This is a genomic window from Kaustia mangrovi, assembly GCF_015482775.1.
Classification (GTDB): domain Bacteria; phylum Pseudomonadota; class Alphaproteobacteria; order Rhizobiales; family Im1; genus Kaustia; species Kaustia mangrovi.
Map to the genome: position 1 here is coordinate 3361812 of NZ_CP058214.1, position 24495 is coordinate 3386306.

At 64.0% G+C, this 24495-nt stretch carries 30 protein-coding genes and 1 pseudogene; 29 read left to right on the forward strand and 2 right to left on the reverse strand.

Annotation, left to right across the window (positions count from 1 at the left end):
* Positions 1-476 precede the first annotated feature (476 nt).
* The 24 genes and pseudogenes from HW532_RS15675 (at position 477) to HW532_RS15785 (ending at position 20176) form a co-directional block, all read left to right on the forward strand.
* Entirely contained in the window at positions 477-1169 is a 693-nt protein-coding gene (locus HW532_RS15675) for a hypothetical protein (protein ID WP_213161358.1), read from the forward strand.
* Positions 1170-1354: 185 nt separating this feature from the next.
* Positions 1355-2008, forward strand: a complete 654-nt coding sequence (locus tag HW532_RS15680; RefSeq protein WP_213161359.1) for a hypothetical protein — start codon at positions 1355-1357, stop codon at positions 2006-2008.
* A 163-nt stretch (positions 2009-2171) separates the two neighbouring features.
* A pseudogene (locus HW532_RS22465) lies at positions 2172-2791 on the forward strand (phage terminase large subunit family protein); the annotation flags it as partial.
* A gap of 39 nt (positions 2792-2830) precedes the next feature.
* The gene (locus HW532_RS22470; protein WP_343068669.1) at positions 2831-3922 is read left to right on the forward strand and encodes a terminase gpA endonuclease subunit; all 1092 of its coding nucleotides are present in this window, start codon (positions 2831-2833) and stop codon (positions 3920-3922) included.
* The gene (locus tag HW532_RS15695; RefSeq protein ID WP_213161361.1) at positions 3923-4114 is read left to right on the forward strand and encodes a phage head-tail joining protein; all 192 of its coding nucleotides are present in this window, start codon (positions 3923-3925) and stop codon (positions 4112-4114) included. It abuts the gene before it with no gap.
* The gene (locus HW532_RS15700) at positions 4114-5643 is read left to right on the forward strand and encodes a phage portal protein (RefSeq protein ID WP_213161362.1); all 1530 of its coding nucleotides are present in this window, start codon (positions 4114-4116) and stop codon (positions 5641-5643) included. Before HW532_RS15695 ends, HW532_RS15700 begins: the two co-directional genes overlap by 1 nt.
* Before the next feature lie 79 nt (positions 5644-5722).
* A complete protein-coding gene (locus tag HW532_RS15705) occupies positions 5723-7771 on the forward strand; it encodes a prohead protease/major capsid protein fusion protein (RefSeq protein WP_213161363.1) in 2049 nt (682 codons plus the stop codon).
* 40 nt (positions 7772-7811) lie between these two features.
* Positions 7812-8165: a DUF2190 family protein gene (locus HW532_RS15710; RefSeq protein ID WP_213161364.1), complete on the forward strand. Its 354-nt coding sequence runs from the start codon at positions 7812-7814 to the stop codon at positions 8163-8165.
* 69 nt (positions 8166-8234) lie between these two features.
* On the forward strand, positions 8235-8564 hold the full coding sequence (locus HW532_RS15715; RefSeq protein WP_213161365.1) for a head-tail joining protein: 330 nt from the start codon (positions 8235-8237) through the stop codon (positions 8562-8564).
* 47 nt (positions 8565-8611) lie between these two features.
* Entirely contained in the window at positions 8612-9142 is a 531-nt protein-coding gene (locus HW532_RS15720; protein ID WP_213161366.1) for a hypothetical protein, read from the forward strand.
* A gap of 2 nt (positions 9143-9144) precedes the next feature.
* Positions 9145-9315, forward strand: coding sequence for a DUF2635 domain-containing protein (locus HW532_RS15725; protein WP_213161367.1), 171 nt, complete (start codon positions 9145-9147; stop codon positions 9313-9315).
* A gap of 4 nt (positions 9316-9319) precedes the next feature.
* Positions 9320-10795 carry a phage tail sheath subtilisin-like domain-containing protein gene (locus tag HW532_RS15730; RefSeq protein ID WP_213161368.1) on the forward strand — a complete coding sequence of 492 codons (1476 nt, stop codon included), beginning with the start codon at positions 9320-9322 and terminating at the stop codon, positions 10793-10795.
* 25 nt (positions 10796-10820) lie between these two features.
* Positions 10821-11183: a phage tail tube protein gene (locus HW532_RS15735; protein ID WP_213161369.1), complete on the forward strand. Its 363-nt coding sequence runs from the start codon at positions 10821-10823 to the stop codon at positions 11181-11183.
* Positions 11183-11467: a phage tail assembly protein gene (locus tag HW532_RS22175; protein ID WP_246479182.1), complete on the forward strand. Its 285-nt coding sequence runs from the start codon at positions 11183-11185 to the stop codon at positions 11465-11467. Before HW532_RS15735 ends, HW532_RS22175 begins: the two co-directional genes overlap by 1 nt.
* Positions 11468-11505: 38 nt before the next feature.
* On the forward strand, positions 11506-11583 hold the full coding sequence (locus HW532_RS22540) for a hypothetical protein (protein ID WP_425491959.1): 78 nt from the start codon (positions 11506-11508) through the stop codon (positions 11581-11583).
* Entirely contained in the window at positions 11570-13312 is a 1743-nt protein-coding gene (locus tag HW532_RS15745; protein ID WP_213161370.1) for a tape measure protein, read from the forward strand. The genes HW532_RS22540 and HW532_RS15745 overlap by 14 nt, the downstream gene beginning before the upstream one ends.
* Entirely contained in the window at positions 13309-14514 is a 1206-nt protein-coding gene (locus tag HW532_RS15750) for a DNA circularization protein (protein WP_213161371.1), read from the forward strand. The genes HW532_RS15745 and HW532_RS15750 overlap by 4 nt, the downstream gene beginning before the upstream one ends.
* On the forward strand, positions 14507-15634 hold the full coding sequence (locus HW532_RS15755) for a phage baseplate assembly protein (protein ID WP_213161372.1): 1128 nt from the start codon (positions 14507-14509) through the stop codon (positions 15632-15634). Before HW532_RS15750 ends, HW532_RS15755 begins: the two co-directional genes overlap by 8 nt.
* Entirely contained in the window at positions 15627-16187 is a 561-nt protein-coding gene (locus tag HW532_RS15760; protein ID WP_213161373.1) for a phage baseplate assembly protein V, read from the forward strand. The genes HW532_RS15755 and HW532_RS15760 overlap by 8 nt, the downstream gene beginning before the upstream one ends.
* Complete coding sequence (locus tag HW532_RS15765) at positions 16184-16648, forward strand: phage GP46 family protein (protein WP_213161374.1); 465 nt, start codon at positions 16184-16186, stop codon at positions 16646-16648. The genes HW532_RS15760 and HW532_RS15765 overlap by 4 nt, the downstream gene beginning before the upstream one ends.
* Positions 16648-17703 carry a baseplate J/gp47 family protein gene (locus HW532_RS15770; RefSeq protein ID WP_213161375.1) on the forward strand — a complete coding sequence of 352 codons (1056 nt, stop codon included), beginning with the start codon at positions 16648-16650 and terminating at the stop codon, positions 17701-17703. Before HW532_RS15765 ends, HW532_RS15770 begins: the two co-directional genes overlap by 1 nt.
* Positions 17704-17706: 3 nt before the next feature.
* A complete protein-coding gene (locus HW532_RS15775) occupies positions 17707-18411 on the forward strand; it encodes a YmfQ family protein (protein WP_213161376.1) in 705 nt (234 codons plus the stop codon).
* Entirely contained in the window at positions 18408-19514 is a 1107-nt protein-coding gene (locus HW532_RS15780) for a hyaluronate lyase N-terminal domain-containing protein (RefSeq protein WP_213161377.1), read from the forward strand. The genes HW532_RS15775 and HW532_RS15780 overlap by 4 nt, the downstream gene beginning before the upstream one ends.
* A complete protein-coding gene (locus HW532_RS15785) occupies positions 19514-20176 on the forward strand; it encodes a hypothetical protein (RefSeq protein ID WP_213161378.1) in 663 nt (220 codons plus the stop codon). Before HW532_RS15780 ends, HW532_RS15785 begins: the two co-directional genes overlap by 1 nt.
* A gap of 9 nt (positions 20177-20185) precedes the next feature.
* Here the strand turns inward: HW532_RS15785 and HW532_RS15790 are convergent, their stop codons facing one another.
* Positions 20186-20992, reverse strand: coding sequence for a hypothetical protein (locus HW532_RS15790; RefSeq protein ID WP_213161379.1), 807 nt, complete (start codon positions 20990-20992; stop codon positions 20186-20188).
* A gap of 197 nt (positions 20993-21189) precedes the next feature.
* Between HW532_RS15790 and HW532_RS15795 the strand changes: the two genes are divergently transcribed.
* The 5 genes from HW532_RS15795 to HW532_RS15815 are packed head-to-tail and all read left to right on the forward strand — an operon-like array spanning position 21190 to position 23979.
* Positions 21190-22209: a hypothetical protein gene (locus HW532_RS15795; protein WP_213161380.1), complete on the forward strand. Its 1020-nt coding sequence runs from the start codon at positions 21190-21192 to the stop codon at positions 22207-22209.
* Complete coding sequence (locus HW532_RS15800; protein WP_213161381.1) at positions 22209-22487, forward strand: hypothetical protein; 279 nt, start codon at positions 22209-22211, stop codon at positions 22485-22487. The genes HW532_RS15795 and HW532_RS15800 overlap by 1 nt, the downstream gene beginning before the upstream one ends.
* Before the next feature lie 20 nt (positions 22488-22507).
* Positions 22508-22864, forward strand: a complete 357-nt coding sequence (locus HW532_RS15805; RefSeq protein ID WP_213161382.1) for a DUF1515 family protein — start codon at positions 22508-22510, stop codon at positions 22862-22864.
* A gap of 12 nt (positions 22865-22876) precedes the next feature.
* On the forward strand, positions 22877-23725 hold the full coding sequence (locus HW532_RS15810) for a glycoside hydrolase family 108 protein (RefSeq protein WP_213161383.1): 849 nt from the start codon (positions 22877-22879) through the stop codon (positions 23723-23725).
* A complete protein-coding gene (locus HW532_RS15815) occupies positions 23722-23979 on the forward strand; it encodes a hypothetical protein (RefSeq protein ID WP_213161384.1) in 258 nt (85 codons plus the stop codon). The genes HW532_RS15810 and HW532_RS15815 overlap by 4 nt, the downstream gene beginning before the upstream one ends.
* Before the next feature lie 191 nt (positions 23980-24170).
* On the opposite strand, the gene HW532_RS15820 is transcribed toward HW532_RS15815, so the two are convergent.
* Positions 24171-24431 (reverse strand): hypothetical protein, encoded by a 261-nt coding sequence (locus HW532_RS15820; RefSeq protein ID WP_213161385.1) that lies wholly within the window; start codon positions 24429-24431, stop codon positions 24171-24173.
* Positions 24432-24495 lie beyond the last annotated feature (64 nt).

Sequence of the window (24495 nt, forward strand, 5' to 3'; positions counted from 1 at the left end):
GGTTGTGCGGTTTCGGAAAACAACCCGAAAAGCGTTACAAATCGCAGCGACCGTTACAGCAACCGTTACACTCGACGGTTCCGATAAATCGTGGAAAATCAATTCTTTATATGAGGTCGCCGCCCCCCTTGTAACGGTGTAACGGTGTAACGCTTCCACGGGAGCCTTACACACGCACACGCGTATGTGGGCGCACACGTATACGCGCGTACGCGCACGCGCAGGCGCGCGCATGTGTGTGTCTGTGTTTCTCTATATAAAGTGTTACATAGACCGTTACGGTCATATGTTAACTATCTGATATCATTGAATAATCGACAAATCGGTTGATGTAACGGTTTAAGTAACGCTCGCCTTTAACGGGAACTGAAACGTTACACAATCTCGTAAGTTATTGAAAACTATCGATTATTTTGTAACGCTTTCTGTAACGCCCCATGTCTTGCCCGGTATCACCGATCTGCTATCGTCTCGCCATGTTCGAGATCGATGCCAAATGGAGAGACGCACAGGTCAAGCGCCTGCTTTGGCGTCTCGAAAGTCGTCAATGGCCTTTTGCCATCGCCATGGCACTCACCCGCATCGGAAAGCGCGTCAAGTCCGCCGAACGCGACGAGATGAAGCGTGTCTTCGACCGGCCGACCCCGTACACGCTCAACTCCCTTCGGCTCGAACCCGCCACGAAGAGCGATCTCCAAGCCAGGATCTGGTTCCGCGAGTTCGCCGGCAAAGGCACTCCGGCGGCCAAGTATCTGCTCCCACAGGTCTACGGCGGCAGCCGCGTCGAGAAGCGGTTCGAGCGGCGCATCGGTCTCGGCTATCTGATGCCGACCACAGCGGCGCCGCTGGACCGCTACGGCAATGTCCGTCGTTCCATTTACTCCAAGATCCTGTCCGGGGTAGGGGCACAGGGCGATCCCTACCAGAACAGCCCGCGCGGCAGCCGAAAGCGAAAAACCTACTTCCGGGGTACCCCCCGAGGCCATGGCGTCCCCGGGATCTGGGAGAGGCAGGGCCGCGACCGGCTGCGCCCGATCTTCATCGCTATCCCGTCGCCGTCCTACTCCCCTCGCTTCGCCTTCTTCGGTGTCGCCGAGCGCAGCGTCAACGAGCATTGGGAAGTCGAGTTCAACACCGCGATCCAGCGCGCGCTCGGCACGTCCCGCTGACATCGAGGCGCCGAGGGGCACCCACCCCCTATGGCCTTAGGTTCTTCCAAACCCTTGAAATTACGGGTAATTCGAAGCCCGATTTTTTTCTAGTCGCAGCCTGCTAGTCACGCTAGTCACCCTGAGATACGGTGTTGTCGTTTGAAGCGTTGCGCTGCAAAAAGAGACAATTGACGACATCAGGAATGGCAGAAGACGGACCTCTCTCAATCAGAGCCTATGCGCGGCACCGCGGCGTCACACAGGGCGCGGTGCAATGGGCGATCCGTGAGGGACGGCTGTCGAAGTCGCTCCAGATCGACGACAAGGGGCGGAAGAAGATCCGGAGCGCGGCTGAGGCCGATGCCGAGTGGCTGGAGAACACCCAGTACCGGAGCACGCCGGAGCGGCGCGCTGCAGCGGAGAAGCTAGCCGGTCACCGGAAAGGCGAGGCGCCGAAGAAGGCGAAGACCGCGAAGGAGACGGCGCCGAAGAAGACCCGTCGAAAGGCGGAGGGCGACCGAGCCGATGCGGCTCCGATCGACATCGATGAGTTCGGCGAAGACGAAGAGGTCCACGACACCCTGACGCTGACGCAGGCTCAACGGATCGAGAAGATCTGGGCCGCGAGAAAGCGCAAGCTCGACTACGAGCGTGAAGCCGGGAAGCTGGTCTCGGTCGATGAGGTCCAGCGGCAAGCGTTCGAGACGGCCAGGGCAACGCGGGATGCGATCCTGTCGATCCCGGACCGGATCTCGTCACTGCTCGCTGCGGAAGTCGATCCGGCGCGCGTCAACGTGTTGCTCGCCGACGAGCTCCGCAAGGCGCTGGAGGGGCTGGCGGATGCTGGCAACGGCTGAAACCGCCTATGGGCGGCCCTTTCGTGCCGGGCTGAAACCGGATCCGGTGATGTCGGTCAGCGAGTGGTCGGACCGGCATCGGATCCTGCCGCAGAAGGCCTCCGCGGAGCCGGGCCGGTGGCGGACGAAGCGGACGCCTTACCTCGCCGACATCATGGACGATATGTCGACGCACTCGCCGGTGATCGAGGTCGTGTTCATGAAGGGTGCACAGGTCGGGGGACGGAATGCATCCTCAACGCCATCGGCTATTTTATCGATCAGGCCCCGGGCCCGCTGATGACGGTGCAGCCCACGGTCGATCTGGCGAAGCGCTACAGCCGGCAGCGGCTTGAGCCACTGATCGCAGACACTCCGGAGCTCAGCGCGAAGGTTGCCGACGCCAAGGCGCGGGACAGCGGCAACACCATGCTGTCGAAAGAGTTCCCGGGCGGGGTCTGCATCATCACCGGCGCGAACTCGGCGGTGGGGTTGCGCTCGATGCCGGCCCGGTATCTGTTGCTGGACGAGATCGACGGCTACCCGATCAACATCGACGACGAAGGCGATCCGATCAAGCTCGCCGAGGCCAGGCAGCGGACATTCGCGCGCAAGAAGCGGATGAAGGTCTCGACGCCGACCGTCGCCGGCCGGTCCCGCATCGAGGATGCCTATCAGGGCAGCGATCAGCGCCGCTACTATGTGCCGTGCCCGCACTGCGGCGAGATGCAGGCGCTCCGGTTCGATCAGTTGAAATGGTCCAGGTTCGGTCTGGCGCCAGCGGATGCTGTCTATGTCTGCATCGGTTGCGAGGCGCAGATCCCGGAGCACCACAAGACGTGGATGCTAGAGAACGGGGAATGGCGGGCCGAAAACCCCGGAGCCGGCGGCACCGTCCATGGCTACCATCTGTCGTCGCTCTACAGCCCGGTCGGCTGGCTGTCCTGGGGCGAGATCGCGGAGATGTGGGTCGACGCCCAAGGCGACACCGAAAAGCTCCGCGTCTTCGTGAATACCGTGCTCGGCGAGACCTTCCACGACCGCGGTGACGCGCCGGACTGGAAGACACTCTACGACCGGCGCGAGGGCTACGAGATCGGAACGGTCCCGGAGCCGGTGTGCGTGCTTACCGCCGGTGTCGACGTCCAGAAGGACCGCCTCGTCTACGAGGTCGACGGCTGGGGCCCGGGCAAGGAGAACTGGTCAATCGAGGCCGACGTCATCCCGGGCGATCCGGCGGTCGCGGAGACCTGGAAGCAGCTCGACGCGCTTCTGGAGCGCGAGTTCGAGCATGAGAGCGGGACGCCGATGCGGATCGCGATGCTGGCCGTCGATGCCAACACCTGGACAAGCCTGGTGCTGCCCTGGGCGCGGAAGAAGCCGATGAACCGCGTCATGGCGATCCGGACGCAGCCGCGACAGAACACCATGGTCGAGGCGCCGCGCAAGATCGATGTCACCGTTCGCGGTACGAAGATGAAGCGCGGCTACAAGTATTGGCCTATCGGGGCGCACCTGATGAAGACCGAACTCTACGGCTGGCTCCGACTGGAGGCCCCGACCGACGACGAGGAATTTCCAGCGGGCTACTGCCACTTCCCGCAGTACGGCGAGACCTACTTCAAGGAGATTACGGCGGAACAGCTTGTGGCGCAAAAAACGAAGGGAGGCTTTGTGAGCCTCGAATGGCAATTGATATCCGGCAGAGAAAACCATTATCTTGACTGCCGAGTGTATGCACGTGCAGCGGCAGCAGTCGTAGGCATCGATAGGTGGCGCGAGGATGACTGGAGACGCGTGGAGATCCGAAGCGTGAAGGCTGAGGCTCCGAACGATACATCGGACGAGCGCGACGACGCGAAGCCGGACCGGAAACGGGATCGACGCGACGGCTGGCTCAGGGGTCGCAAAGGCTGGCTTAACCGGAGACGATGAATGGCCTGGACGCAGGAAGAGTACGAGGCGCTGAAAAAGGCTGTGGCCTCCGGTGTCCTGACGGTGAAGTACGCCGATAGGACCGTCACCTATCAGAACCTCAAGGAGATGCGCGATCTGCTCGGGGAGATGCGGCGCTCTCTGAGCGGGCGTCCGTCCTACACGCTGGCGACGACACGAAAGGGCGTCTGATGAAGGTCACCGGCCTGGATCGTTTCATCCTGCGGCTCAGCCCGGCGCGGGGCTTGGACAGGATCCGCGCCCGAGCCGCTGCGGATGTCATCGCGAAGCGGCACTTCGAGGCGGCGACGCCTGGACGGCGGACCCAGAACTGGCGGCGACCGTCCGGCGACGCCAACGCCGCCAACGCGCCGGCGCTGACGCGGCTCCGGAACATTTCCCGAGACCTGGACCGCAACAACCCGTGGGCGCGGCATGCGAAACGGATCGTGTCGAACCATGTTGTCGGCTGGGGCATAGTTCCGAAGCCGATCACGCCGAATGCGAGGGTGAAGAAGCGGGCCAACGAGCTCTGGAATGCATGGGCCTACAATCCGAAGGCATGCGACTGGGATGGCCGGCTCAACTTCCCCGCGATGCAGCGAGCCGCGGTGCGGACCATCGCGCAGGATGGCGAGGTCCTGATCCGCCGCCGCTGGCTTCGGATGGGTGATCAGGACATCCCGGTCCAGCTCCAGCTTCTGGAGGCCGATCATCTCGACATGAGCCGGGACCTGTCGCCGGCGCCGTCCGGCGGCGTCATCGTCCAGGGCGTCGAGTACGACAAGCGGGGCAAGCGTGTCGCCTACTGGCTGTTCGAACAGCATCCCGGCGCCACGGCGCGGTGGACACAGCGATCGTTCGTGTCGAAGCGTGTGCCCGCTGAGGACATCCTGCATGTCTACCGGACGGACCGCATCGGCCAGGTCCGCGGCGTCTCCTGGTACGCGCCCATCATTCTCAGGCTCAAGGACTTCGACGAGTATGAGGACGCCACGCTGATGCGCCAGAAGATCGCGGCGTGCTTTTCGGCGTTCGTGACCGATGTCGACGGAGACGGCAGCCCGGTCGGCGAGACCGACAAGGAGGATCCTCTCATTGAGACGCTTGAACCCGGAATGATCCAGCGCCTGGCGCCAGGCGAAAATATCGTCTTCGGCGAACCGCCACAGGTTTCCGATCACGCCTCCTTCTCAAAGACGTCGCTTCGCGCCGTCGCGGCGGGCTTCGGGGTGCCGTACTCCGCGCTGACTGGCGATTTCCAGAACATGCCGTTCAGCGCGGCGCGGATGGAGCGGATCGAGTTCCGGGCCACGATCAGCGAACTGCAATGGGACATGCTGATCCCGCAGTTCTGTGATGGCGCCTGGTCATGGGCGATGGAGGCTGCGGAGCTCGCCGGCAGGATCGTGACGCTGCCCGGCGCGGAATGGACGCCGCCGCCGCCACCGATGATCGAGCCCGACAAGGAGATGATTGCCCTGCAGCGCGCGGTCCGCAACGGCGTGAAGACCTTCAGCGAGGCGATCCGCGAGATGGGCTACGACCCGGAGGAATTCCTGCAGGAGTATGCCGACGACCTCGAAATGCTGGACCGCTTCGGCATCGTGCTCGACACCGACGCGCGGCATCGCTCACAGCAAGGTCATCCCTCCGATACCGGCGGCGACAACGGCAGTGCCGACAATGGCACGACCGATGAAGCCAAAAGCGACGAATGAAGCTTTAAAATTCTCTGTGGATTTTCTGTGATCGCTGAATATAATCGCGTCAATGTTGTGACGCGAAGCGATGCACGGTATGTCCGACACTGCTACAGACAAGAAGCGCCGCCAACTCCCTCCGCTCTACCGCGGTGAAGTCGAGATCAGGGCCGATACGGCCGATGACGACGAGCGCACCGTCGAGATGGTCTGGACCACCGGCTCCCGCGTTCTTCGCCGCCGCTTCTTCGGCGAGGACTTCTACGAAGAGCTCAGCCTCGATCCGAAGCATGTCCGGATGGACCGCCTGACGTCGGGCGGCGCCCCACTGCTCAATGCGCACAATTCATGGGATGCCCGCGATGTCGTCGGCGTCATCGAGGGCGCATCGCTGGAGAAGAAGCGCGGGATCTGCACCGCCCGGTTCTCGAAGCGCGAGGACGTCGGGCCGATCTTCCAGGACGTGCGAGACGGGATCCTGCGCAATGTCAGTGTGGGGTACCGCGTCTACAAGATGGAACAAGTCGAGGGTGGCGATGGTCAGACCCCCGTCTATCGGGCTGTCGACTGGGAGCCCTACGAAGTGTCGATTGTGCCGATGGGTGCAGACCCGGGTGCGCAGATGCGCGGCACGGATCAGACCGCGCCGAACGATTGTGAGTTCGTCACGCGGACAGAGGAAGGTGACATGAGCAAGACCGACGATCCGACCAAGGAAGCCGACAAGACCCGCGCCAACCCGGCGGAAACGCCGGCGACGCCCGAGACGGTCGACCTCAACGCCGTGCGCAACGAGGCGTCGAGGGACGCCTTGAAGAAGGAGCGCCAACGGATCGCGGATCTGGAGAAGATCGCGCGGGCGGCAAAGATCGACGACGAGACGCTGCGGAGCTGGAAGGAAAGCGATATCACGGCCGATGAGGCTCGCACCGCCGCGCTGGACCATCTCCACGAGAAGTCCGAAGAGGTGCAGACGCAGAGCCAGCGCGCCGACGCGTCCGTCATGGAAGACGAGCGCGAGAAGTGGATCCGTGGCGTCGAAGACAGCATCATCACGCGCGCCGGTCTCACCGGATTGATCACGGATGCGGCGAAGGCCCGCGGCGAGACGGTGAAGCTTGATGCCGGCGAGTTCCGCGGCATGACGCTGAGCGAGATCGCGCGCGACTGTCTGGAGCGTGCCGGGGTCAAGACCCGCGGCATGGACCGGCAGAAGATGGTGGGTCTGTCGTTCACGCACCGGTCCAGCATCACGCAGTCGACGTCGGATTTCGGCGTCGCGCTGGAGAACGTGATGCACAAGACGCTGCAGGCGGCCTATGCGACGCAGCCCGATACCTGGACCCGGTTCTGCAAGCGCGGCCAGGTCTCCGACTTCCGACCGCACAACAAGTACCGCATGGGAATGTTCGGTCGGCTCGACAAGGTCATGGAGAACGGCGAGTTCAAGAACAAGAAGATCCGCGACGCCGAGAAGGAGCTGATCTCGGCCGGGACGGTGGGCAACGTCATCAACCTGTCCCGCCAGACCATCATCAACGACGACATGGGCGTCTTCAACGATCTGGCAGCGATGCTGGGCCGTGCGGCACGCCTCTCCGTCGAAGTCGATGTCTACGGGCTGCTCGCCGAGAATGCTGGCGCCGGCCCGACGATGAGCGACGGCAAGGCCCTGTTCCATGCCGATCATGGCAACATCTCGACCACGGCCGGTGCGCCGTCTGTGGCCACCTTCGAGGCTGCGCGCGTCCAGATGGGCAAGCTCAAGGATCCGTGGGGCGCCGAGTACATCGACCTCCGGCCCGCGATCTGGCTGGGACCTCTCAGTCTCGGCGGTCAGGCCCGCGTCGTGAACGACGCACAGTACGATGTCGATGTCGTGAACAAGCTCCAGGTCCCGAACAAGGTCCGTGGGCTCTTCTCCGACATCGTCGACACGCCCCGCCTGGACGGCAATCCCTGGTATCTGTTCGCGGATCCGGGCACGGCGCCAGTGATCGAGGTCGTCTTCCTGGACGGCATCGAGGAGCCGTTCCTCGACATGATGGACGGCTGGCGCGTCGACGGCGTGGAGTGGAAGGTCCGGCTCGACTACGGCGTCGGCGCCCGGGACTGGCGCGGGGTGCAGAAGAACCCCGGCGCGTGATCCGGCTCGCGGTACCGAACTTAACCTGGAGGCCTGAGTTATGGCGACAAACTACATCCAGCCCGGCGACATCCTCGATCTGACCGCCCCGGCCGGCGGGGTCACGAGCGGTGGCGGGTATGTCATCGGCGGGCTGTTCGTGATCGCGCTTGGCAGTGCCGAGGCCGGCGACGGTTTCCGCGGCAAGGTCAACGGCATCATGGAGCTGCCCAAGGTGAGCGCGCAGGCCTGGGCGGAAGGCGAGGCGATCTATTGGGATCCGAACAATGCCGAGGCCACGACCGCGAGCACGGCCGGCAACTACCTCATCGGCAATGCCACCGCCGCCGCGGCCAACCCGAGTTCGACGGGAATGGTGCGGCTCAACGGGGTCAACACCGTCGCCGAAGCCTGACGGATCCTGAGTGCCCGCGAACCGAGGGGAAGGGCCGGCCCGGTATATCCGGCCGGCCCTTTATCGTAGATGCCCGATATCTGGCCTGGTCTCATCACAGCGGCTGACCTGACGGTGATCGATCATCTCGGGATCGGTTGCCAGTACATCACCGAAGATGACGTCTCCAGCGACATCGTCGGGGTATTCGATGCCCAGTATCAGCGCGAGGACGCCGGCAATCCAGGGATCATGTCGTCGACACCGATGCTGTTCGTCCGGCTCGCCGACCTGCCCGTGGATCCGGAAGCCGATCAAGGCCACGTCGTGGTCAACGGAGTCGAGTACCGGGTCATCGAGCCGGAAAAGGACGGTCAAGGCGGCTGCCGTCTGATCCTGCATAACACGAAGTATCTGTGATGCCGCATCCCCGACAGATCATCCGGGACGCCGTCCAGGCGCAGCTCATGAATAAGACCGGCGCCGGGGATCGCGTCGAGAAGACGCGGTTCATCGCGATGCGACCGAAGGAGCTCCCGGCTGTCATCGTCTACACGATGTCGGAGACCGTCGCGGACGGCAGTCACATGACGGCGCCGCGGCGCCTGAAACGAAACCTCGTCTTGGCAATCGAATGCCTCGTCGCACTCGACGAGACGCTGCCGCCCATTGATGAACAGCTCGACAGCTTGGCGCACGAGATCGAGATCGCCATTCACGGCGACGACACCCTGGGCGGCATCGAGTTCGGTGAGGCCGGAGTAGACGTCTGGCTACAATCGACCGAAATCGATGTCTTGCCAGACGGCGACAGACTTTATGGAGTGGCGAAATTGTCGTATAACGTCGAGTACTACACCTATGCACCTGACGCCAATGATGTCGACATGGACGAATTCCAGACAGCCGATATCGAGTACAACATCGAAGGGCAACAGGATGCGGCGGATGCGGCACATGACAGCCTCGATGACGGGCTAGACGGACCGGAAGGGTGACGATGTACGTGAAGCCGGCGAACAGCGAGATCAAGGTGCGGGATCCCCGCACCATGGACCATATCCCGGAGGTCGGCCGCAACGTGCCGGAAACGCCGTACTGGCGTCGGCGCCTGCGCGATGGCGACGTCGTGACGGCGCGCCCGCCGAAGCCCACGAAGGCAAAGGAGTAGCACGATGCCGATCAGCTTCGAACAGGTCCCGGCGAACACGCGTGTGCCGTTCGTCTATGCCGAATTCTCGTCGGCGCGTGCATCTCAGGGGCCGGCGCTGCTACCGTACCGGGCCCTCATCATCGGCCAGAAGACGTCTTCGGGCTCCGCCGCGGCCAACACCCTCCATCGCGTCACCCGGGCGGATCAGCTCATCGACATCGCCGGGCGCGGATCGATGCTGCATCGCATGGCGATGTCGTGGTTCGCGAACAACACCTGGACGGAGACGTGGGTCGGGGTGCTCGATGACAATCCGGCCGGACAAGCCGCCGGCGGCACCGTCAAGTTCGGCGGTGCCGTGAGCGCGCCGGGCACGCTCAACCTCTATCTCGGTGGCAACCGTGTCCAGGTCGCAGTCGCGGCAGCGGAGGCCAATGCGGACACCGCCACGAATGTCGCCGCAGCCATCAACGCCAAGGCGGACCTCCCGGTAACCGCGGCGGTCGACGGCGTCGACGACACGCAGGTCAACCTCACCTATCGCCACAACGGCGAGGTCGGCAACGGCTACGACGTCCGGGTCAACTACCAGGACGGCGAGGAAACTCCGGCTGGTCTCACCGTGACCATTGGCGCCATGATGAACGGGACCTCGAACCCCGTGCTCGACGATCTCATCGCGGCAATGGGCGACGAGTGGTTCCATATCTGGGCCATGCCCTACACCGACGCGACGTCGCTGACGGCGGTCGAGAGCGAGCTCAGCGACCGGTTCGGGCCGGTCCGGATGATCGATGGCGTCTGCTTTACGGCATCGAATGCCAGCCACTCCGGGCTGGGCACCCTGGGCGACAGCCGCAACAGCCAGCATGTCTCCATCATGGCGACCAATCAGAGCCCGACGCCGGTGGACGCCTATGCCGCTGCCGTCGCCGCCGTGGTGGCCTATTACGGCCAGATCGATCCGGCCCGGCCGTTCCAGACACTGCCCCTTGAGGGTGTGCTGCCGCCGGCCGAAGACGTCCGCTGGACCATCGAGGAACGGAACCTGTTGCTCTACGACGGGATCTCGACGTCCAAGGTCGCCGCCGGCGGTGTGGTCCGGATCGAACGGCCGATCACGACCTACAGCCAGAACGCGGCGGGCGCCGAGGACACCGCCTATCTCGACGTCACCACGATGCTTACGCTGATGTATCTCCGCTACAGCTTCCGGAACCGGATCTTGTCCCGGTACCCGCGTCACAAGCTGGGCGACGACGGCAAGCGCTACGGCCAGGGGCAGGCGATCATCACGCCGAAGCTCGGCAAAGCGGAGGCCCTGGGGTGGTTCCGCGAAATGGAAGAGCTCGCGCTGGTCGAGGATTTCGACCAGTTCAAGGCCGACCTCATCGTCGAGCGGGATGGCGGCGATCCGAACCGGCTCAATTTCCTTCTGCCGCCTGACCTGATCAACCAGTTCATGGTCGGCGCCGCGCAGATCCAGTTCCGTCTCTGACGGCGACCGATAGGAGGTATCCATCATGGCTGAGCGTGTCGGCGGCATCATCTATCTGGCGATCAATGGCGTGAACTATCAGGCCAAGGGCGCCTACACCTACAACATCGGCCGCCCGAAGCGGGACGGCGTCGTCGGGCACGACGCCGTGCACGGCTACAAGGAGCTGCCGCAGGTTCCCTTCATCGAGGGCGAGATCACCGATAGCGGCAAGATGGCGCTGGAGGATCTGCTCGACCTCACCGACGCCACGGTCACGCTGCAGCTCGCGAACAGCAAGGTCATCGTGCTCCGCGACGCCTGGTATGCAGGCGAGGGCACCGGCAACACCGAAGAGGGCAATATCGGTGTCCGCTTCGAGGGTATCAGCGGAGAGGAAGTCCGGTAATGAGCAAAAAGAAGACACAGACCGTAACGCTGAAAGAGCCCGTCGACTGGGGTGACGGGGAAACCATTACCCATCTCGAATTTCGGGTCCCGAAGGCGAAGGACTTCCGGAACCTGCCCATGGAGCCGAAGTTCGGCGACATCCTCGACCTGATGGGCAAGCTCTGCACCCGCGCCGATGGTCCGCTGATCGTGGAAGAGCTGGAGCCCGCCGACATGATGGCCGTGGCCGGGGTGGTCGGGGATTTTATTCCGGGTGGCCCCGGGATTGGGAAGACTGCCTGACGCTTCTCGCGGCCACCTTTCACTGGCCTCCATCCGATCTGTGGGAGCTGACGGCCGATGATTTGATCTTCTGGGCCCACAAAGCGAAAAGGATCTCAGATCGTGGCCCAGTTTAAGCTCGACATCCTGCTTACCGCCATCGACCGCGTCACGGCGCCGATGCGGGCCATCAACAATCGGATCAAGCGGATCACGTCCGGGGTCCAGCGCTTCGTGACGTCGATGCGCTCCATCGGCGCGTCGACCGGGCTCAACCATATCGTCCGTCAATTCCAGAATGTCGGCACCGCCATGGGGCGCGTCGTCGACCGGGCGAAGATACTTGGCGCCAAGCTCGCGATAGCGCTTGGCGGCGCCGGCTATCTCTTCAAGACGCAGTTCATCGATACAGCGGCCACCTTCGAGCGCTACGAGGTCATGCTCAAGAACCTGGAGGGCTCCAGCGAGGGCGCGCAGAAGGCGATGGACTGGATCGGAAAGTTCGCCCGGAGCACGCCGCTTGAGCTCGACGACGTCACCGATGCCTTTGTCCGGCTCCGCGTCTTCGGCATGTCGCCCACGAACGGGACGCTGCGGGCGCTCGTCGACCAGAACGCCAAGATGGGTGGGTCCGCGGAGACACTGAACGGCATCATTCTCGCGCTCGGGCAGGCCTGGACGAAGCAGAAGCTGCAGGGCGAGGAAATCCTCCAGCTCATCGAGCGGGGCGTCCCGGTCTGGGATCTGCTTGCCGAAGCGACGGGGAAGAACGTCCAAGAGCTCCAGGATCTGTCATCGGAGGGGCAGCTCGGCAGGAAGACGATTGCGGCGCTCATCGAAGAGATGGGGAAACAGGCCGCCGGGGCCGCCGACGACATGTCGAAGACCTGGGACGGTCTGGTGTCCAACCTCATGGACTGGTGGACCCAGTTCAAGAAGATGGTCATGGACAATGGCGTCTTCGACTTCCTGAAGGAGCGGCTTGAACGGCTTCTGGAGCGGGTCAAGCAGATGGCGGCGGACGGCAGCCTCGAAGCGTGGGCGAAGCGCGTTGCCGATGGCATCCTGAATGTCCTGACCTCCATCGAGGAAAACGTGCCGTACATCCTGGGGGAGATCCGCAGTCTCTTCGAGGACATCCGCGATACGGTGAAGCCGCTGACCGATCGGTTCGGCGGTGTAAAGGTCGCGCTCGCCGCCATCGCCGCCGTGATCCTTGGTCCGCTCGCAATCGCGATTGCCGGGCTCGTGGCCTCTCTGACATCCCTTGGCGTGGTCATCCTCGCCAGTCCGCTGGGATGGTTCCTGCTCATGATCGGTGCCATCGCGGCGGCGGCCTACTACGTCATCAACAACTGGGAAGACGTGAAGGAGTTCTTCAAGGGGCTCTGGATCGATGTCCAGTTGGCGTGGAAGCACTTCATCGATGCCGCGCGGGAGTGGGTCCTGGATGTCGTCGGTTGGGCCGGCGACATCATGGATAGCGCCTGGACCGGCTTGAAGGACTTCTTCGTCGGGATCTGGCAGGACATCAAGGATGCCTTTGCCGACGCCATAGACTGGATCGCCAAGAAGATCGACTGGCTTCTGTCGCTGCCCGGCAAGATCGGCGGCGTCTGGAACTCGATCAAGGATACCTTCGCCATCGGTGACGGCCGTGGCAGTGCGGCGCTGTCCCCCGACCGACCGGAGAGTGTTGCCTCCCAATCGCTGCCGGGAGCGGGATCGCGTGGCGGCCGGGCCAGGACCGACATCAAGGTCGTGTTCGACAATGCGCCGCGGGGCACCCGCGTCCAGGCCGATACCACCGGCGACGCCGAGCTCGACATGTCGGTCGGCTACAACATGCAGGAGGCCGTTCCGTGAGTTGGCGCGATCATCTGAGGCCCGCATCCTTTCGCGGCGCCGGGTTTCATGTCGATGCCGACGAATTCGCCGGCGGCCGCAAGGCCGTCAAGCATGAGTATCCGCAGCGCGATTTCGCCTATGTCGAGGATCTGGGCCGCAAGGGGCGATCCTTCCCCATCGACGGCTACGTCATCGGTCCCGACTATCTCGGGCCGCTCAATGCGCTGATCTCGGCTCTGGAGGGCGAGGGGCCGGGCACTCTTGTCCATCCCTATCATGGAGAGCGCACCGTTGCGGTGACCGGCTTCCGGGTCCGCCATACCCGCGACGAAGGCGGCATGGCCCGGATCTCCATCGACTTCGAAGAGACGTCGGAGGCGGGACTGTTTCCGTCCATCTCCGGCAGCCTGGTCAGTGCGGTCCGCTCCGCCGCGGGCTCGTCTCTCCTGTCTGTGGCGTCGTCGTTCGTCGCCGGCTACGTCACAGACGATGTGCCGCAGTTCGCCTTGGACAGCCTGATGACCATGATCGGCGATGCCGGCGAGACGGCGCGGGGATCGTTCGCGCCGATCATGGGCGACGCCCAGCATCTCGCTGGGCTGAACCGGGCCGTGGACAGCCTGGTGTCCGATCCGGTGTCCATCGTGCGGGATCCGGCCGATATCTCCCGCAGGCTGTCGACGGTCTTCCTCGCCGGGCTGGAAGGCATGACGTCGGCGCGCGCCGGCATCGATGCGCTTCTCGACGTGTCGGAGTTTGTGTCGACGGCAAGACCGGCGCCGTCGACGACATCGACACGGCGGCGGGAGGCCACCAATCAGGCCGAGCTTGATGCCGTTGTTCGCCGCCAGGCCATCATCCGGGCGGCGCAGGCCGCGCCACTGGCGGCGTTCGACAACTATCAAGAGGCGATGTCGGTACGGGACCGGATCCTGGTCGCGCTTGACGATCACTCCGAAGTCGCGCCGGACGAGGTCTGGCAGACGATGCAGCAGCTCCGCGCCGCGGTGGTTGAGGCGGTGCCCGGGTCCGACCGCCGGCTGCCGCACCTCTTGCGGCATAGGCCGGCGGTGACGGTGCCGTCACTGGTGCTGGCCTATGAGCTCTACGATATCGAGGATCTAGTCTCCAGGGAGACCGATATCATCCGTCGAAACAGGCTCCGGAAGCCGGGCTTCACGGTAGGTGGCGCCGAGCTGGAGGTCCTGAGCCGTGCCTAGGGTCACTCTGACGGTCGGCGGTATGGCCTATGAGGGCTGGAAAACCGTTCAGGTGACGCGCGGGATCGAGGCGGCATCGGGCAAGTTCGACCTAGACGTCTCCGAGAAGTGGAGCCTGATGCAGCCGTGGCCTATCCGGCCAGGCGACGAATGCACCGTCGCCATCGACGGGACCGTCGTCATCACGGGCTATGTCGACGAGCGCCGGGTCAGCTACGACCATCAATCGCACAGCCTCAAGATCACCGGTCGCGACAAGGCCGGCGACCTTATCGATAGCAGTGCCGCGCTGGAAGGCGACAAATGGGAGCTGGTGAAACAGCCGGCGGATCGGATCGTGTCGGAGATCTGCAGGCGGCATGGGATCGGTGTCAAGCTGGAGGACGGGGTCTCGCTGCCGCCGCCGCAGGACCGGTTCCCGATCAATCCCGGCGAGACCGCCTTCGAGGCCATTGACCGGATCTGCCGTCTGTCGGGCGTCCTGCCGGTATCGGATGGTCAGGGTGGTCTCCTGTTGACGCGCAGCGGATCGCAGCGGATCTCCACCGCGCTCGTCGAAGGGCAGAACATCCTGTCCGCCGAGGCGAGCTTTACCCAGTCCGGCCGCTTCTCCGAGTACCGCGTCATGGGCCAGCACCCGGGCTCCGACGACTTCTATGGTGATCCTGCGTCGGAGGTGGTCGCCGATGCACTCGACGAGAATGTCAGGCCGGGCCGCCTCCTGATTGTGAGGCCGGAAGGGATCGTCACGCTCAAGGCGGCCGAGGAACGGGCGGCATGGGAAGCCATCGTCCGGTCGGCGCGCGCCGGCCAAGTCTCGGTGAAGGTGCAGGGCTGGCAGCAACAGCCCGGCGGCGCGCTATGGGAGCCGAACAAGCTGGTGCGGCTGCGGTCGCCCATGCTCGGCATCGATGCCGAGATGCTGATCACGCAGATCACCTACAGCATCGACACCGGATCGGGGACCACGGCGAAGCTCGCCCTGAAACGGCCGGAGGCCTACACGCCGCGAACTGGCGGTGGAGGCGGTGGCAAGGGAGACGCTGCGGTACCGGCCAAATCGGATCCCTGGTCGGAAGACTACGATCTCGATTGGGAATGGGATTTCGGCAATGGCTAGCAGCTCCAGCAGCAATCTGTCCCGTGTCTTGGCGCCAATCCGGCGGCGAATCGACAACATGGTCTCGCGCGGGGTCTGGCGACGCGGAGACGACGGCAAGAAGATGCAGGAGGGGCAGGTCTCCCTGCTCAAGAACGAGGTCCGCGACCGCGTCGAGCGCTGGCAGAACTACGGGATCACGTCGGTGCCGCACGAGGGTGCGGAGACCGTGGTCATGTTCGTGGGCGGCAGCCGCGATCATCCGATGATCATGGCGGTCGATGATCGCCGCTACCGAAAGAAGGATATGGAGGCCGGTGAGGTCGCTCTGTATACGGACGAGGGCGACTATGTGCATATCAAGCGAGGTCGCATCGTCGAGATAAAAGCGGGATCTCTCCTGAAGATAGATGCGCCGGAAGTGACGATCACAGGTAACTTGAAGGTCGAAGGTGATATCGGCATTATCGTTGAGAACGGAGATGTCGAAGCGAAGGTGCGTTTGAATACGCACGAGCACACTGATGTCGTGACGGGATCGGATCTGACAGGACCGCCGAAGGAAGATACATGAGCGATCTCGCACTCGTCTGGGGCGATTTCAGCGCCGACATGATGGTCGACGGCGGCGATCTCGTGCTCGACGACAGCTTGCAGACCGCCGTCATCATCTCGTTGTTCACGGATCGGCGCGCCGATGACGGCGACGTCCTGCCTGTCGAGTTCGGGTCGGATCGCCGCGGTTGGTGGGGCGACGCCTTCCCGTATGAGGACGGTGACCGGATCGGTTCCAAGCTCTGGCTGCTCAATCGCGAGAAGGAAATGCAGGTCGTGCTGGACCGCGCCGAACAGTATGCGCGGGAAGCCCTGCAATGGCTGATCGATGATCGTGTCTGCGACCGGATCGACATCGAGGCGGAGATCGTCCGGCCCGGATGGCTCGGGCTCGGCATCACGATCCATCGGCCCGATACGGACCCGGTCGAGTACCGGTTCAACTACGCATGGGACGCGCAGGAAGCGAGGGCGGCGTAATGGCATGGCAGCGACCGACGCTTGCGGAGCTCATCGACCGCATCTCAAGCGACTTCACGTCGCGGCTTGCGCTGAGCGGTGCCGTGCTGCGCCGCTCCACGATCCATGTCTTCTCCCGCGTCGTCGCCGGGGCAGCACACATGCTCCATGCGCATCTCGAATTCCTGTCGCGGCAGATCTTTCCCGATCAGTCCGAGGCGGAGTATCTGGAACGCCAGGCAACGCTCTTCGGGCTCACGCGACGCGGCGCGACCTTCGCCGCCGGGGATGTCGAGGTGACCGGCGCCAATGGTGTCGTCATCCCGGCAGGTGCCGAGCTGCAACGCGCGGACGGGACCCGGTACGAGACCGATGCCGATGCCACTGTCGTCGACGGATCGGCCACGCTTGCCGTCACCGCTGTCGTCGCCGGTGAGAACGGCAACGCCGATGCAGGGGTCTCGCTGACTTTCGTGTCGCCGGTCTCCGGTGTCGGCGCGACTGCGGCGGTTGCGACCGGAGCCATTATTGACGGTGTCGACGAGGAAGACGACGACAGCCTGCGGGGACGTCTCCTTGAGCGGATGCGGATGCCGCCTCACGGCGGCGCCGAGCACGACTATATCGCCTGGGCGAAGGAGATCGCCGGGGTTACCCGGGTCTGGGTGTTCCCGCTGGAAATGGGCGCGGGGACCGTGACGGTGCGGTTCGTGCTCGATGACGACGCGAACAGCATCTTTCCGGATGGCGCCAAGGTGCAGGAGGTCTACGACCATATCGAGGCAGAGCGCCCGGTGACGGCGGAGGTCTATGTCGAGGCCCCGACCCCGGCGCCGCTCGACTTCCAGATCCGTGTCGAACCGGCGACAGCCGCCGTGCAGGAGGCCGTCGAGGCCGAGCTCCGCGATATGCTGCGGCGGGAGGCGGAGCCCGGCGGCACGATCCTGATCAGCCATATCCGCGAGGCGATCTCGATTGCCGCGGGCGAGTACGACCACACCCTGGTGAGCCCGGCGGCCGATGTCGAGCACGGCACCGGGGAGATGGCCGAGTTCGGCTCGATCACATGGGTGTAGGCGATGGCGCAGCCGTCTGAGGCATATGCACGCCAGCTCCGGCGCCTTCTGCCGCAGGGCGCGGCCTGGACATCGGAGCCGGAGGGGCCGCTGCATCGCGTCATCCGCGCGATTGCCGACGCCTTCGCGCGCATCGACCTTCGCGCCGAGGATCTTGTCCAGGAGCTCGATCCGCGGACAACGCTGGAGCTGCTACCGGACTGGGAGCGCGTGCTCGGACTGCCGGATGAGTGCATCACGGCGCCGCAGACAGTCTCGGAGCGCCGCGACGCCGTGGTCGCGAAGTATACCTCGCTGGGCGGGCAGTCCATCGCATTCTATGTCGGGCTCGCGGCAAAGCTGGGATACGACATCGAGATCCGCGAATTCGTGCCGTTTCGCGCCGGGCTATCCCGGGCCGGCGATCCGCTTACCAACCCGCCGGCATGGCCCCATACCTGGACCATCGTTGCGCCGGAGACGTCGATCACATGGTTCCGGGCCGGGACCGGCTCGGCTGGCGATCCGCTCCGGCAATGGGGCAACGAGGAACTGGAGTGCGTGTTCGAACAGAGGAAGCCGGCGCAGACCGTCTTGCTGTTCGCCTATCAGCCCAGCGAGTTCCTGGACTGGGGACAGGTCGCTGAGGCCTATGGCGACACGCTCGATTTCGGCTCCGTCGTCGGTGGCGATGACGAGCAAATGGACTTCGGAGGGCTGATCGTATGACGACACAGGTGCAGTTCCGGCGCGGCTCCACGGCGGAGCACGACGCCTTCACCGGCCAGGTCGGAGAGGTCACCGTCGACACCGACAAGGGCGTTGCCGTCGCGCACGACGCCGTAACCCTGGGCGGCCATCCGATGATGCGCGAAGGCGTGCATACCGTGGCCGATCTGCGAGCGATCCGGACCCGGCCGGCCTTCATGGTGGCGGCCGGCGGATTGGCCACCGGAGACGGCGGCGGCGGCTGCTACCGCTGGGATCCTCTCTCCACGGACCCCGACGACGGCGCCGACGTGATCGAGCCGATGACGGGCGGCACCGGGCGATGGGTCCGATACTCGACGTGGATCACCGCCGATCCGGTGACACAGGATCAGCTCGGGGTCGCCAACGGGGTCGCCACACTCAACGCGCAGGGCAAGCTCCTGGCGGCGCAGATCCCGGACGCGCTGGTCGGCGCCCTCGCCTATCAGGGAACGTGGGACGCGGCGACGAACACTCCGGCGATCCCGGTGGCGGGCGGCGGCAATCACGGCCACTACTATGTGGTCGGGGTAGCCGGCACGACCGATATCGACGGCGAGACCGACTGGGAGGTCGGCGACTGGCTGGTCTCCAACGGCACGAGCTGGGACAAGATCGACAACACCGAGCCGCCGGCCTCCGGTATCGTGAACGACAGCTCGGTGACTGGCGCGACGGTTGGGGCCGCGCTTGAGGCTCTGGACGCGGACATCGGCACGCTGCAGACGGATGTCGCCGGTCGCGAAGCGGTGGGGCAGCTCGCTGGTTCGCCCAAGATCACGACCGCATCGGCCGATCTTCTCGACAGCCATGCCGGCACCAGGATCCGCATGTCGAGTGCGACCGCTCAGACGATCAACATCAAGGCCCAGGTCGATGAGGCCTATCGGACCGATTTCTGGGCGGTCATCTCACAGACCGGTGACGGCGTGACCACGGTGCAAGCCCCGGCAGGCGTCACCCTCAATGGTGTGGACGGCGGATCGGTCGCGCTCCCGCACAAGGCCGCATCCGTCACGCTGCACCGTGTCAGCGATGAGGGCGACGACGTCTGGGAAATCAACCTGGAAGGTGTGTCCTGATGAGCGCTGTCGCCGGATACGCGGCATCGCCGCTCGTCGAACGTATCGTCGTGCCGGCCTTTGTCGGCGTCGAACAAAGCGGGTCGTTCACGCAGAACTACACCTTCACCGCAGCACCGCTCGGGGCGGCGCCCCCGGCCGGCACGACGAAGGGAGTGCTCTTCGCGGTGGGCAATGGAGGCTACAACGGGATCGTGCCCAGTAGCGTAGAACTGGACGGCGATCCGGCATCCCTGCTCACCGCGGCGGATACAAACGATTGGAACTGCTCGATGTGGTTCATTCCGACGAACAAGACATCCGGCGAGATCACGGTGTCATACCAGTCGTGGTGCAGCGCGATCAGCATCGGGAAATTCTACGTGCTCGACGCCGATCCGACGCCGGTTGCGGCAGTTCCGGGCTCCGGTTCGTCGAGCGTGGCGCTGTCCGGCCTTCTACCGGCAAACGGTGCTGGTCTTGCGGTGTCCCAATCTACCGGCGGCAGCAATCCGTCGTGGACCGGGATCGCGAAGCAATATGGCGTCGACATCAATTCCAACGAATGGTCATCGGGCGCGATGATCGCCGGCGGGGAAAGCGATGAGACGTTGAACGTCGTCTCCGATGGTGGCGGAGGTAACCCGCGAGGCGTCTTGGTGACGTTCGCGCCGCGAGGCTAGCACACCGCGCTAGCCTCGTCTCAGACGCCCCCAGATCTTCGGTTCGATATATCTTCGGTAGTAGTCGGGCATGGAGTATTTCCGGCTCCCCTTGAGATGCAGCACCTTCGCGCGCGGCGAGAACAGGCGCCATCTCAGCATGCTGCCGTCGGGTGTGAAGTTGTAGACATGCGTCGGCAGATACTTGATCACGATGTCGCCCCAGTCCGCATAGCGGGGTCGATCTACATCGAGCGCCGGAGCGCCGAGCATACGGGCCAGAACCGGCTGCTCGCCCTCCCAGGCATAGGCGGCCGGATCGAGCGCTTCGAAGGCCCCGACATATCGGTCGAAGAAATCCATGACGCGACCCTTGGCGCTCAGGTTCGCGACATAGAAGCCGACATTGATGGGCACTCGTCGCTTTCGACGTATCGTGAAGGCGAGATTGAAATCGTCCTTCAGGATCTCGTCGAACCTGCGGAACAGAAGCATGTCGGTGTCGATGAAGACCATGTACCCATCGTCGGGCGCGCGCTCGACGGAGTCCCGATACTGCCGCACCCGGGAAAGCATGAGCTGGTTCATGTCGACATGGATCTGTTCCACGCGGGTTCGGTCAGGCAGTCGGATATCGTTTGACACTCTGTCGGTGAGAAGCACGATATCAGCCTCCGGGTAGGTCTGGCTGATAGACCGTGTCGCCATCGAGATCATCTGGTGCGTCTGATCTCCGCCGCCGGCGATGCGATCACGCACTTTCTGTTCGTGGCGCGCCCTTACGCGGGCGTTGTCAAACGCACCCCCTTCCACGCCTCCAAAGGCGTGGAACATCACAAATGTGATCTTCACTTTCGTGGCCCCCCGGCCGCCTGCTCTCTCCATCCAATGGAGGAAATTTAGCAATCGAATAAAACTGTCTTCAACCCTTGGTGGCGTTCTGTCGCAGGCCGGCAGCGCCGGCGCGACGCTTTCGTTGCTCTTTGACGCATCTGAGGATATTGTGATGCAAACGAAGACAGGAGCGACGTCTGATGCACCGGATCGACGGACAAGGCGCGACACAAGACAACCGGTTCACGAAGGGCAACCCGAGCACCGGGCAGATCGCGACCGTCGTCACCGACGACTGGCTCAATGACGTCCAGGAAGCCATCTGTGCTGTTATCGAAGCTGCCGGCATCACCCTCGAAAAGGGCGACTACAGCCAGCTTCTGGAGGCCATTCAGGCCTTGTTCGATCCGCAGGTCGACCTCTCCGCCTTTGTGAAGAAGGGCGGCGACGTCATGTCCGGCGCCCTTACCATCAATCTCGCCACGGCGGGGCTGCCGCTCAAGCTGCAGCGCGGAGACAACGGCGTCGTGGCCGTCATGTTCGCCGACACCGACACGACGAAGTATTTCGGCATGAACGGGTCCGGCGACTTCGTCGTTGCCAACCAGGCCAACCTCAGCGATGGCAAACCGGTCTGGCACGACGGCAACATCGGGCCACGGATCAGCGCTCTGGTCGAGGACGCGACGCCCGATCTCGACGACTATCTGGCGACGAGCGCAGGCAAGAAGGCGAAGATCCGATCCATCCTCAGCGCGGTTGGCCAGGCGCCTACGGTGATCCTTGAGGATCACAAAAACGAGGGCACTGCGGGCGGCACCTTCAATTCCGGAGCATGGCGGATCCGGGATCTCGGTGCGATCCGGAATGTCGACAATCTGGCGACGGTTTCCAACAACGAATTCACCCTTCCCGCCGGCTCCTACTACATCGAGTTCGATGCTCCGGCCTTCGATGTCGGGCGCCACAAGGCCAGGCTCTATAACGTGACCGATGGCGCAACGGCCATCGAGGGCACTGCGGCGCGCACCGGCAACGCGGGCTCCGCCGACAACCCGACGACGCGGTCGTTCGGCGGCGGCTATGTCAGCATCGCCGCGACAACGACGTTCCGTGTCGAGCACCGCTGCGAAGGGTCGCGGTCGACGGACGGGTTCGGCGAATATGCCGGTTGGGGCACTGAGGTCTACAGCCGCGTGCGGATCTGGCCGTTGCCGTGATGGCTGTCTCGCTCAAGGAACAGATCGCTGAGGTCGAGCGCGAGGTCCGCCTCCGCGAGAAGGTCTATGGCGATCAAGTCAAGGCCGGGACGATGAAGAAGGAACACGCCGACTATCACCTGTCGGCGATGCGCGATGTCCACCGGCTGCTCTGCCATATCCGCGAGGTCGGCGGGATCGTGAAGGGGATCTTCGACGGGGGCGACAATCCGCATCCGGTTGAGCTCGTCGTCAAGCACGGAGACGAGCGGGTCACGTATCGCAGGGTCGACGAATAGCCAGGGGGCATCGGGCGGACATGACGGACAAGGACCCGTTGGCGGCAAAGCTGTCCGGTCAATTGGAGATCCTGATCAAGACCTTCGAGCGCTCGAACGACGAGGCCCGGAAGTCGCGGAAGGCGATCTACGACCGTATCAACCTCATCTCCGACCGCCTCAACAACATGTCGGAGCGGATCACGGTTCTGGAAGCGCGCATGGGCCATGTCGAGACCGACGTGCAGGACATTGCGCCCGTCGTGAACCGTGCAAAGAAGCTGGAGAGCGGCGGCAAAGGCGCTCTTGCAGCGCTCGGCATCGTCATGACCGCCGCCGGTGGGCTCCTGGTCTATTTCGGCGACATCATCAGGGACCGCCTCTTCGGCGGATCATAGGAGGACAGATCGGTGAAGACCAACTTCGACCGCTCCCTCGAACTCACGCTCGCTTGGGAAGGCGGCGCCGTCCATCATCCCAAGGATCCGGGAGGCCGCACCAACCGCGGGGTTACACAGCGCACCTATGACCGCTACCGGCGGGATCGAAACCGGCCCCGGAAGGACGTCTTCCAGATCGCGCCGGCGGAGGTCGCCGACATCTACCGGTCGATGTACTGGAACCTGGTCAAGGGCGACCAGCTCCCCGCCGGGGCCGACTACGCTGTGTTCGACTATGCGGTGAACTCAGGCCCGGGCCGTGCCGCGCGCGCCCTGCAGAAGATCGTCGGCGCCCGTGTCGACGGCATCATCGGCCCTGAAACAGTCGATCTCACCCGCGAGGCCTATGCACGCGATCCCGTCGCTCTGGTCGAGGCGATCTGCGAGGAACGGTATCGCTTCGTCCGCTCTCTCAAGACGTGGAAGACGTTCGGTCGCGGCTGGAAGCGGCGCATCATGGGCGAGACCATGGGTGCCCAGTCCGGCGATATCGGCGTCATCGACTATGCGTCCGACATGGCGGAGCGCGCCGCGGCCAAGGTGCGGAGCCCGGAGCTGCCGCTGCCGAAGAAGCCGACCATGGGCAAGGCCGACCCCGAGGACGTCGCTATCAGCCGTACTCCCGAAGGCGTCGGCGCCGGCACCACGGTTGTCGGCGGCATCGGTGCCGCTGCCGCTACGGCGGCGGAGAAGATCCAGGACCTCACCGGGATCTCCGACATCGCGCTCTATGCCTTTGTCGGCCTCACCGTCGTGGCGGCAATCTCGACTGTCGGGGTCATGATGGTGCGGGCCCGTAGGGGAGAGGCGGCGGCATGACGGTCATCCTCGCAGCGCTGAACTGGTTCGTGACCTCACCGATCGGTCGCGCATTGGGCCTTATCGCGGCTGCGCTCGCCGGTGTCGCCATCATCTTCTTCAAGGGCAAGAGCGCGGGGCGCGAAGCAGAACGCCGCAAGGCGTCGGAACGGACCCTGCGCGAGGTCAAGAGGTATCGCAATGTACAGGAGCGCAATCGCCGCCTGTCTGATGGTGAGCTTCGTGACAGGCTGCGCAAATGGTCCAGTCGCTGACGATTGGTGCCTGACGAGCTCGCCAGACGATCTCAGTCCCGCCGTGATCGAGCGGATGTCGCGTGACGAACTGCTCAAGGCGCTCGATCACAACGAGTACGGCGCCCGGCGCTGCGGCTGGGAGATGCCCGCCAATTGAAAGAGGCGCCCGGATCCGGGCGCCTCCGATCAGGTCGAAAAAATTAACATGCCTATTCGGCGGTGCTGAGGATCCTCCGGATCTCGGCGACGGCCGTCCTGGTCTCCGCGTCGGCGAGTCTCGCACGGTTCGGATCGAGCGGCAGGATCTTCGCGACGGCGCGCAGGGTATCGATGGAGATCTCGACCGTCTCCGCATTAGTGGTTTCCGCTTCCGCAGCCGACGTCTTCGCATCAACGACATTCTTGTCGTCGCCAGTTTCGGCGGCCTTGTCGGTCTTGTCCTGGTCGGCCTTCGCCTGTGTCTTCGCCATGGTCATACCTCCTTTGGCGCTTGGTATCGTGTCATCCGGCGCTCGGCGCGATCCGCCATTGATC